Source organism: Vibrio sp. OPT18, assembly GCF_015163615.1.
Classification (GTDB): Bacteria; Pseudomonadota; Gammaproteobacteria; order Enterobacterales; family Vibrionaceae; genus Vibrio; species Vibrio coralliirubri.
The window spans coordinates 34,035-44,373 of record NZ_JADDYK010000088.1 but is presented as its reverse complement, the minus strand read 5'-3'; the positions used below and the strand labels follow the sequence as shown (position 1 = coordinate 44,373).

The following is a 10,339-nucleotide window of genomic DNA, read 5'->3' as shown; positions in this document are numbered from 1 at the left end:
TCGCGGTACACGCCACGCCTATGGTAGCGAGCGAGAGCGAAGGCCAAAAAGCGACCTTGAAACTCGCAACCTTGGTTCGCATACCGCCATCAAGCAAGATCACAGCAAGCGCAAGGTTACTCACCAAGTAAGTGAGTGAGTAGTCATCGAAATTGATGCCACCGGGTCCATCTTCACCGGCTAACATACCAACGAAAAGGAAGATCAAAAGAATAGGAACGCCCAAGCGAGAGGACACTTGCGAAAAAAGCACACTGATAGCGATGAGCACCGCACCAGTTAAAAATAAGTGGTTAATAGTTATTGCGTCCAATTCGTCCCCCCAAAGAATAAAACCCGAGCTTTAAGCATGTTGATCTTCTGCCGTTAAGCAAGGCGCGGTCGGTAAAAGTGCCGCTGATACTATAACAAACTTATGTTTCGCTTCGTGTCATATGCAGGACTAAATACCGTTTCTCGGTCATTTAGTTGTTAAATTTTATGACTCGCATACTAATTCATGCGCTTTTGTTAGACCTTAGGCTAATTTAACAACATTGTAACATCACATTTTTCTATGGTTATGCCTTCCAACGCCCATATTTCAGTGAATTAGCGCTAATAGTGTCCCGACTAAAGTTGCACAGATCCCTTTACTTATCCTTGCTACATTCTAAATCGTAACATTACGTTAACACGGCCATTTACAAAAACGGTTTCTACGAAAACGGAATAAAGGAGAAGGCAATGGCGTTCGAATCTACGGAACATGCTCAAGCCTACTGGAAGGAAAACTTGGGAATTATGGGAACACTGCTCGCGGTTTGGTTTGCAGTGTCTTACGGCGCTGGCATCTTATTTGTGGATGCCCTCAATACCGTTCAGTTTGGCGGGTTCAAGCTAGGATTTTGGTTCGCTCAGCAAGGTTCGATATACACCTTCGTGGCGCTGATATTTATTTACGTTGTCCGCATGAATGCGCTCGACAAAAAATACAACGTACAGGAAGACTAGAGGCTAGAACATGGATATTCAAACTTGGACGTTTATTCTCGTCGGTATTACTTTCGCGGTATATATCGGCATCGCAATCTGGGCTCGTGCAGGGTCTACTAGTGAATTCTACGTTGCTGGCGGTGGTGTACACCCAGTGGCAAACGGCATGGCGACCGCCGCTGACTGGATGTCGGCAGCATCATTCATCTCAATGGCAGGTATCATCTCATTCGTTGGTTATGACGGTGCGGTTTACCTAATGGGTTGGACAGGTGGTTATGTACTACTTGCGCTATGTTTAGCACCTTACCTACGTAAGTTCGGCCAGTTTACGGTTCCTGATTTCATCGGTGAGCGTTACTACTCGAAAACGGCACGTATGGTAGCGGTATTCTGTGCAATCTTCGTATCGTTTACGTACGTTGCAGGCCAGATGCGTGGTGTGGGCGTTGTATTCTCTCGTTTCCTAGAAGTTGATATTAACCTAGGCATCATCATTGGTATGGGTATTGTGTTCTTCTACGCAGTACTGGGTGGCATGAAAGGCATCACTTATACGCAGGTAGCTCAATTCTGTGTCCTCATTTTCGCCTTCCTTGTTCCAGCAATCTTTACCTCAATCATGATGACAGGTAACCCACTTCCACAAGTTGGTATGGGCTCTACGCTATCAGGTACAGATGTTTACCTTCTTGATAAACTGGATGGACTGACCGAAGAACTCGGATTTACCGCCTATACCGAAGGTAACAAGAGCATGGTAGATGTATTCTTCATCTGTGCGGCTCTAATGGTCGGTACTGCGGGTCTTCCACACGTAATCATTCGTTTCTTCACGGTACCAAAAGTACGTGATGCTCGTATCTCAGCGGGTTGGGCACTACTGTTCATCTCATTGCTATACACAACAGCACCAGGCGTTGCAGCATTCGCTCGTGTAAACATGATCGAAACAATCAACGGCCCTGACATGCAAGGTGTCGCAGCAGCAGACGCACCAAGCTGGTACAAAAACTGGGAAAGCACTGGCCTAGTAGGTTGGGAAGATAAGAACGGCGATGGCAAAATGTTCTACTCGGGCGATGAGCGCAACGAGATGAAGATTAACCGTGACATCATCGTACTGGCTTCTCCAGAGCTAGCGAAACTACCAAACTGGGTTGTAGCACTGCTTGCAGCCGGTGGCCTAGCAGCCGCACTATCAACAGCCGCGGGTCTACTATTGGTAATCTCAACGTCGATTTCACATGACTTGTTGAAGAAAGGCTTCAGACCAAACATGACCGACAAGCAGGAGCTGTTAGCCGCTCGTCTGGCAGCCATGGTCGCGATTGTCGGTGCCGGTTACTTAGGTATTAACCCACCAGGCTTTGTAGCACAGGTAGTAGCGTTTGCCTTCGGCTTAGCCGCAGCATCCTTCTTCCCAGCGATTATCCTAGGTATCTTCTACAAGAAGATGAACAAGGAAGGCGCAATTGCAGGTATGTTGTCAGGTATTGCCTTCACAGCAAGCTACATCATCTACTTCAAGTTCATTAACCCAGCAGCAAGCACACCTGAAAACTGGTGGTTTGGTATCAGCCCAGAAGGCATCGGTACGCTAGGTATGTGTCTAAACTTCGTAGTATCGATTGCTGTAAACAAAGTAACTGCTGAAGTACCACAAGATGTACAAGATATGGTTGAGAACATCCGCTACCCGAAAGGTGCAGGTGAAGCTCACGACCACTAAGCACGACCACTAAACAAAGATGTTTAGCAAAAAATGAATCAGTGCTTACATTGTAGGGATTAGGTACTGACTCCAGAAAGCCGATACTTCGTGTATCGGCTTTTTCTTTTTCTGCTCACTTTATAAAAAGAGAAACAAAGGGTTGTTTTTAAAATCTCATTTGATAATAATTATCATTAACATCCAATAAAGAGATGCAGATGATGATGAAAGAGCAGCAGGTTCTCTATTCGAGGTTTTACAAAGCACAGGATCGCTTTGCTTCATTAGAACAAGTTCAAGGCCATGAGCCGTTTGTAATTCGAGAGTATATCGAATGTGCACTGACGCTTTCGGCTTACTATGAAAAGCATGCCGCTCAAGAAAACATCTTGTTGTGCGAGCTGTATCTACGCCAAGTTTTCTTTCATTTGATTGAAGCGATTGAGTCTCCTGAGCGCAGTTTCGCCTTTCGTCATATCTGTCTAGACTCTATTCACTCACCACTATTTTATTTGAAGCGCCACTACTGCCAGCAACCTCAAGGCAAAGCGCGTTTTTTGAATCTCAGCCAAACACTACAACAAGTCCAAGCCCCACTTGGCTAACAAGGATAGAACATGACCCTACAGTTTCGGATTGAAAAAGACAGCATGGGCGAAGTGAAAGTCCCTGCCGATGCGCTATACCAAGCACAAACTCAGCGTGCAGCGGATAACTTTGCTTTTAGCTCACACAAGATGCCGACCAGTTTTATTCAAGCACTGGCGTTAATTAAACAGGCAGCGGCAGATACCAATGCTCAGTTAGGTCTACTGGAGGGTGATATTGCCAACGCGATAGCCGAAGCCAGCCAAGAGATCATTGAGGGCAAACATCTCGATCAATTCCCGATCGATGTCTACCAAACCGGTTCTGGTACCAGCTCCAACATGAATGCCAACGAAGTGATTGCTACGCTTGCCTCAAGAAGCTTGCAAGGCGACGTGAACCCCAATGATCACGTCAATATGGGCCAAAGCAGTAACGATGTGGTGCCAACCGCAATTCAAGTGAGCGTCGCTTTGATGGCTGAAAATAAGCTGTTACCTGCATTAACTCACCTTGCGGAAGCACTCACTATCAAGCAACAGGAGCTTGCGGAGGTCGTGAAGACCGGGCGCACTCATCTAATGGATGCGATGCCAATGACCTTTGCTCAAGAGTTAGGTGGTTGGAAATTTCAGATAGAACACGCTAAGCAAGCAATAGAGAGCACCCTGCCCGCTATCAAGGCTTTAGCACAAGGTGGCACTGCGGTTGGAACAGGGATCAATGCTGACCCACGCTTTGCCGATAAGTTTGCGAGTAACCTGTCTCAATCGACAAAGATCAGTTTTAGCTCCAGTGAAAACTTCTTTTTTAACCTCAGCAGTCAAGACGCGATCGTTGCGCTTTCCGGCCAACTCAAAACAGCAGCAGTTGCGATCATGAAGATCTCAAACGATCTTCGTTGGATGAACTCTGGGCCGTTGGCTGGCTTAGGGGAAATTGAATTACAGGCTTTGCAACCGGGCTCGTCTATCATGCCTGGCAAGGTAAACCCTGTGATTCCAGAAGCTGCAGCTATGGCGGCGGCGCAAGTCATTGGCAACGACACCACCATTACCGTAGCTGGACAATCAGGTAACTTCCAACTCAATGTGATGCTGCCAGTGATTGCTCATAACGTTCTAGAAAGCATTGAGTTGTTGGCAAACAGCTCAGTCGCTTTAGCAGACAAAGCCATCGCGACCTTCACTGTGCGCCAAGATAACCTCGATTTAGCCTTGTCAAAGAACCCAATCCTAGTGACCGCACTTAACCCTGTGATTGGCTACTTGAAGGCGGCTGATATTGCCAAGAAAGCTTACAAAGAAGGCTTACCAATTCTGGATGTGGCAGAAAGAGAAACAGATCTTAGCCGAGAAGAGCTCAGCAAACTGCTTGATCCAACTACACTCACTCAAGGCGGTATCGCGGGTTAAAGTAAATCGGTCATCCATAACCGAGCGAACAGATCGAAAAAGGCCTCAGCTGAGGCCTTTTTAATATCTAAGAGTTAATTAAACTAGCTCACGCGATTCAATACCGCTCTGAGTTTTAACGGTTTCACTGGCTTGGCAATAAAGCTAAAGCTGTTGGCCTTTATCGCTGCCAACATGTCATCGGTTCTATCGGCACTGATGATGACACCTTCAAAAGAATCTCCAAGGCGCAAGCGACACTGCTGTAAGACTTCGAGACCCGTTCTGCCATTATCCAGACGGTAATCAGAGAAAATGACATCTGGCAGCCAACCCTCATCAAGGCACTGCAAGCTTTCGACCAGATCAACCGCCGTCTTAACCTCACAGCCCCAACGTCCAATCAGATTTTCCATGCCGACTAAGATTTCTCGTTCATTGTCGACACACAATATCTTGAGATGTTCGATGTCGCTGGTCGCCATTGGCGTCGAAGCTTGCACAACTGGAGCCACTTTTCCCGCTCTAGCCAAGGTGATGGAAAAGACACTGCCTTGCCCCGGCCATGAACGCATCGAAATTTGATGGCCAAGCACATGAGCAATACCTTTCGAGATAGCCAGCCCTAATCCCAATCCTTGATCGGCTCGCACTTGGCTGCCACGAGTAAACTCTTCAAAGATCTCTTGTTGCTTGTCTTCATCGATACCGGTTCCGTTATCCCACACATCGATTCGAACCTGTCCATTCACTCTCCTCGCACCCAGTACCACTTTCCCTTCAGGGTTATAGCGGAACGCATTGGTCAAAAAGTTCTGAATCACACGCCTTAACAGCTTAGGGTCTGAGTGAATGAACAATGACGATGGAGTCATCTTAAACTCAATTTTCTGTTGTCTCGCTAAGGCACTAAATTCCGCATTTAAGTTGGTTAATACGTCATGCACGGCAATCGCGTGAATGTTGGTTTCTAGCTTTCCGGACTCCAATCGAGAGATATCCAGCAAGTCGCCAATTAAATCTTCTGCGGCGCCAAGCGCACTCTCGATGTGAGATGACAGTTGCTTCACCTCTTGTTCTTTTGCTACCTCAGACAGTGACGAAGCAAACAAGCGTGCGGCGTTGAGCGGCTGCATCAAATCGTGGCTTACCGCGGCTAGAAAACGACTCTTGGATTGTGATTCTTGATCCGAAATCTGCGTGGCTTTTACCAAGCGATGATTGAGTTTTTCGAGCTCTTGAGTTCGCTCATGCACTCTTGATTCCAAGCTTTCATTGGCATCTTTTAGCGCTTGCTCTGCTTGTCGGAATACCGTGATGTCGGTAAAACTCATCACAAAGCCACCACTTGGCATTGGGTTACCTTGCACCTCAATAACTCGACCATCAGGACGAATACGAGAAGAGGTGTGTCGAGTACCTTGCTCAAGGTGATAAACACGGCGACGAACGTGATCTTCTGGGTCACCCGGGCCACACAAACCTTGCTCTGCATTGTGGCGAATCACATCGGAAATGGGTCGCCCAACCTGAATCAAACCCGCAGGAAATTCAAACAGCTCTAAGTAACGTTGATTCCATGCCACCAGCCTCATTTGTTTGTCTATTACTGCGATGCCTTGGCCAATATGTTCAATCGCGCCTTGTAGCAAACCTCGGCTGAAGTCGTACAGCTCAGAAGCTTCATCAACGATCGTTGCAACTTCTTCAAGCTGCATGTTTCTGCCCTGCAAAGCGGAAGTAAGTACTAACTTAGCAGACGAAGCACCGAATACTCCGGCGAGCACTCGTTCTGCGTGTCGAATCAGACTTGCAGGCGCTTGTTGATTAGGAAGCAGCGGCTGCCCGTGTTGTTGCCAATAGCTGTGTAAGGCACTTTTGGCACGCTTACGGCCCACAAAACGCGACGCCAACATCTCTAATTCAGCGACTGTCACACGGTTCTGGTAGAGGCTGATATTCTCGTTCTCAGGCAGTGGTGTGCCAACAAATGCCGCTGATTGTAAGCGCTCACTTAGGCTTGGTCTGGTCGTCATCGAAACCACGGCATAGCACAAGGTATTGAGCACAATACTCAGCACAATGCCCCAGTTCGAGCTGCTGATATCCCAACTGCTGAGTAACTCTGGCGGCGTAATAATCCAAAGTAAAAGGTTACTTTCACTATCGCCCGCCAACATGCTGGTTTGGCTCATTAGGGTAATCAGCCAAATCAACGAGCCCACCATTAAGCCGACATACACGCCCTTGCGGTTACCCGGGCGCCAGTACAAACCACCGATAAGTGCGGGAGCGAATTGAGCAATCGCAGCAAAGGAAAGAAAGCCAATCGCTGACAGTGAATGGATGGTATCGAGCGCCTGATAAAACAGCCAAGCACCCAGTAACAGCAGTAAAATTAACCCGCGGCGAATCACCAATAGCAGGCCAGAAAAATGTCGATGGGTCCTTTGGGTTAGGCGCATACGGCGCAGCAACAGTGGCATCACTAAATCGTTCGACACCATGATCGCCAAGGCGATGGTCGACACTATCACCATGCCACTTGCCGCGGACGTACCACCAAGGAAAGCCAGCAAGGCAATGTGATTCGCCCCTTCTGCCATTGGAACGCTGATCACGTAGGTATCGGCAGGCATGCCTGTAAGTAGCCCTTGCCCTGCCCAAGCAATTGGCAGTACGAACAGTCCCATCAAAATCAGGTAAAGCGGAAACAACCAGCGAGCGGTATGCAGATCTTGAGGACGCTCGTTCTCTACCACCATGGTATGGAACTGGCGTGGCAAACAGACAATCGCCAACATGGTCAAAACGGTATGAATAATTAAGGTCGGAATATTGGGTGATTCGTAGGTGGAAGCTGCCACATCAAGCAGGTCGATTTTGTCGCTGCTCATCGCCAGATACATGATGAACAAGCCAACAATCAAGAATGCCGCGAGCTTAACAATGGATTCAAATGCCACCGCCATCATCATGCCACGGTGATGCTCTGTGTTATCAATGTGTCTTGTACCAAACAACATGGTAAAAATAGCCAAAGCACCGACCACGAACCAAGAGACGTGATAGTCCTGATAACCAAAGTCAGCCGCTAGGTTGGGTGCAACAATATCCAACCCCATGGTAATACCACGCAGTTGCAGAGCGATATAAGGAAGGATACCGACCACGGCGATAACCGTCACCGCCACCGCTAAGCCCTGAGACTTTCCGTAACGAGCCGCGATAAAGTCGGCAATGGAGGTGATGTGCTCCCGCTTCGCAATCAGGATCAGCCGCGCCAAGATCCGCCAGCCTAGTGTAAAGACCAGAATCGGGGCGAGATAAATGGGTAAAAAGGACCAAGGGTTATTGCTCGCCTGCCCGACCGTTCCATAGAAGGTCCAAGAGGTACAATACACGGCAATCGAAAGGCTATAGATCCACGGGCGCCAACGCGATAGCCAACGAACCTGCCTGTCTCCATACCAAGCGATCAGAAATAACACGCCCAAATAGGCTAAAGAGACTGGAATTACTATCCATCCTTGCATTGAAAACCCTTTTTTCATCCATAAAAAAACCTCTCCATAAGGGAGAGGTTTCATTTAACTAAGGATGGGTGATTAACTCAATCGCATCGCTTAAATTCTGTGCTTTAGACTCTAATTATCAGCATTTGCTGTGAAATTCTGACTGTTCCGAATCTGATTGATTAACCTCAACCACTGAACTTCTTTCATCCAACTTAATGAACAGAGCGAGTGCACCCATTGCAGCCATACCCCAGAAGATATTTGCGCCCCAAAGCTCATAACCCCAACCACTTAAGGTGGTCATCAGTGCAATAAAGGCACCTAACGGAATAGCGTTATACAGGGCTTGTAGCGCAACCATCTTGTTTTGTTCTTCAGATTGGATGTATTGAATCGCGGCGATGTGTGCCATCGCAAAGGTCACGCCGTGCAGTAGTTGCACCATAACCAGTGCGAAAATCGCTGTCGTTGATGCGGTAATACCCCAACGCGCCATCACCCCAATAGCCGCGACGACAAACAAAGTACGCAGTGACCAACCAGAGAATAATCGCTTACTCAGAGCAAATACGGCCACTTCAGCAACAACACCTAAGCTCCACAAGTAACCGATGATCGCTTCTGAGTGACCCGCTTCTTTCCAATAAATCGCACTAAAACTGTAGTAAGCCGCATGGCTACCTTGCAGCAACGCCATCAAGGCTAAAAATTTTACCACTGACGACTCACGCAGCAGTTCACCTAGTTTTGGTCGCGCCGCTTGTTGCTCAGATTGCGTTACTGGCATCACGTTAGGGTTTCTCATCGCCAGAATCAATGACAACAACACGCCCGCAAGTGCAGTATACAAAATCATGTCGGTGCCAAATTGTGCCACCAAATAGCCAACCACCGTTGAGCCTGCGATAAAGGCAATTGAACCCCAAAGGCGAGTTCGGCCGTAGTCGAGCATTTTCAAACGACTGTAATGGTTAGCCATCGCATCAGAAAGAGGAATGATCGGCCCACAACAGAGGTTAAACAGTACCGTTGCCAACAACATCAGTATAAAACTGCCGCCGGTGAAGAAGTGGAAGCCGACAAACAGCAGCGCAGCGAAACTCAAACAGCGTAGCGCTGGCATCAAGTGTTCCACTTTATGGATACGCGGCGTAATCACTAGGTTAGCCACACAACGAGTCGCAAAGCCGATACCAATCAATACGCCAATATCACCAGCAGACACGCCTTGGTCTTCAAACCACAACGCCCAAAATGGCAAATACACGCCATACGCAAAAAAGAAACCAAGAAAATACTGAGAGATCCAGCCATAGGGTGAAGGGCTAAACATAAATGACCTATAAAGTGTGCGGAAAAAGGCAGCACCAATTATGCCTATCTCGCATACGATGAAAAAGGGAATTATTACTGGGATAGTATTCCCATATTCAATGGGTCTGAATATCGCATTTCAATAAGAGATTTCACGCTCATTAATACCCATACTCGCATTTAGACTAAAGTCGTCTGGAGCTTCGCTGGTATTTTGTCAGACTGATTAAAGACTCCCATTTCTTCTTGTGATGCTTATGCCTGACAAATTTAATATGCAGCACCCACCCTTCGATAGCCTGTCCGACGCCGAACAGTTGAAGCTTCGCTCTTCATTAGACGTGGTGTATTACCGCTCTCAAGAAGTGATACTGGAAGCTGAAAGGCCGAGTCGACACCTGCACATTTTGATCAAAGGGGCTGTTGAAGAGCGCGCGAGCAGTGATGGCGAGATTTACGCACACTATGCCAATGACGATATTTTTGATGTCCGCAGCCAGTTTGAACCTCACACCAAACACCAATATATCGCACTCGAAGATACATTAAGTTATCTGCTGCCCACCGATATTTTTCTTGAGCTTTACCACGCCAATGGCCAATTCGCTGCCTACTTTGATAGCAACCTATCAACACGAAAAGCTTTGATAGAAGCGGCCCAGCAGCAACAGAACCTTGCCGAGTTCATATTGACCAAAGTGGATGACTCTATCTATCACCCACCACTGATACTTGAACCAAACCAACCGATCAACCAAGTCACTCAAAACCTTAAAGAACAAGGGTTAGACTCGGCCTTAGTTCATTTAGAACATGATGATCCAAAAGCTTTTGGA

Annotated in this window: 8 protein-coding genes; 5 read left to right on the top strand and 3 right to left on the bottom strand. The window is 47.5% G+C overall.

Translation table 11 applies throughout. The features are described 5' to 3' along the window. The coding region (locus IQQ51_RS27580; protein WP_228013162.1) for a cation:proton antiporter at window positions 1–313 on the bottom strand (313 nt) is incomplete at its 3' end. 413 nt (window positions 314–726) lie between these two features. On the opposite strand from IQQ51_RS27580, the gene IQQ51_RS22675 reads away from it, so the two are divergent. The 4 genes from IQQ51_RS22675 (at window position 727) to IQQ51_RS22660 (ending at window position 4,692) form a co-directional block, all read left to right on the top strand. Beyond that, entirely contained in the window at window positions 727–993 is a 267-nt protein-coding gene (locus IQQ51_RS22675) for a DUF4212 domain-containing protein (RefSeq protein WP_010435433.1), read from the top strand. Window positions 994–1,003: 10 nt separating this feature from the next. Continuing rightward, window positions 1,004–2,707, top strand: coding sequence for a sodium:solute symporter family protein (locus IQQ51_RS22670; RefSeq protein WP_017062715.1), 1,704 nt, complete (start codon window positions 1,004–1,006; stop codon window positions 2,705–2,707). A 200-nt stretch (window positions 2,708–2,907) separates the two neighbouring features. Further along, complete coding sequence (locus IQQ51_RS22665) at window positions 2,908–3,294, top strand: hypothetical protein (RefSeq protein WP_193842198.1); 387 nt, start codon at window positions 2,908–2,910, stop codon at window positions 3,292–3,294. Between the two features lie 12 nt (window positions 3,295–3,306). After that, a complete protein-coding gene (locus IQQ51_RS22660) occupies window positions 3,307–4,692 on the top strand; it encodes a class II fumarate hydratase (RefSeq protein WP_048612388.1) in 1,386 nt (461 codons plus the stop codon). 83 nt (window positions 4,693–4,775) lie between these two features. Here IQQ51_RS22660 and IQQ51_RS22655 read toward each other — a convergent pair whose 3' ends face one another. Both IQQ51_RS22655 and IQQ51_RS22650 read right to left on the bottom strand, forming a co-directional pair. After that, on the bottom strand, window positions 4,776–8,207 hold the full coding sequence (locus tag IQQ51_RS22655; RefSeq protein ID WP_193842197.1) for a PAS domain-containing hybrid sensor histidine kinase/response regulator: 3,432 nt from the start codon (window positions 8,205–8,207) through the stop codon (window positions 4,776–4,778). A gap of 118 nt (window positions 8,208–8,325) precedes the next feature. Next, window positions 8,326–9,522 (bottom strand): 3-phenylpropionate MFS transporter, encoded by a 1,197-nt coding sequence (locus IQQ51_RS22650; protein ID WP_193842196.1) that lies wholly within the window; start codon window positions 9,520–9,522, stop codon window positions 8,326–8,328. A 232-nt stretch (window positions 9,523–9,754) separates the two neighbouring features. Between IQQ51_RS22650 and IQQ51_RS27575 the strand changes: the two genes are divergently transcribed. Then, window positions 9,755–10,339 (top strand): cyclic nucleotide-binding domain-containing protein (locus tag IQQ51_RS27575; protein WP_228013180.1); only part of this gene is annotated, 585 nt, incomplete at its 3' end.

What these genes read in the sequence shown, in the direction of transcription:
- IQQ51_RS22670 (WP_017062715.1), top strand. Translation starts at nt 1,004, where the DNA reads ATGGATATTCAAACTTGGACGTTTATTCTCGTCGGTATTACTTTCGCG.
- IQQ51_RS22650 (WP_193842196.1), bottom strand. Translation starts at nt 9,522, where the DNA reads ATGTTTAGCCCTTCACCCTATGGCTGGATCTCTCAGTATTTTCTTGGT.
- IQQ51_RS22655 (WP_193842197.1), bottom strand. Translation starts at nt 8,207, where the DNA reads ATGCAAGGATGGATAGTAATTCCAGTCTCTTTAGCCTATTTGGGCGTG.
- IQQ51_RS22675 (WP_010435433.1), top strand. Translation starts at nt 727, where the DNA reads ATGGCGTTCGAATCTACGGAACATGCTCAAGCCTACTGGAAGGAAAAC.
- IQQ51_RS22660 (WP_048612388.1), top strand. Translation starts at nt 3,307, where the DNA reads ATGACCCTACAGTTTCGGATTGAAAAAGACAGCATGGGCGAAGTGAAA.
- IQQ51_RS22665 (WP_193842198.1), top strand. Translation starts at nt 2,908, where the DNA reads ATGATGATGAAAGAGCAGCAGGTTCTCTATTCGAGGTTTTACAAAGCA.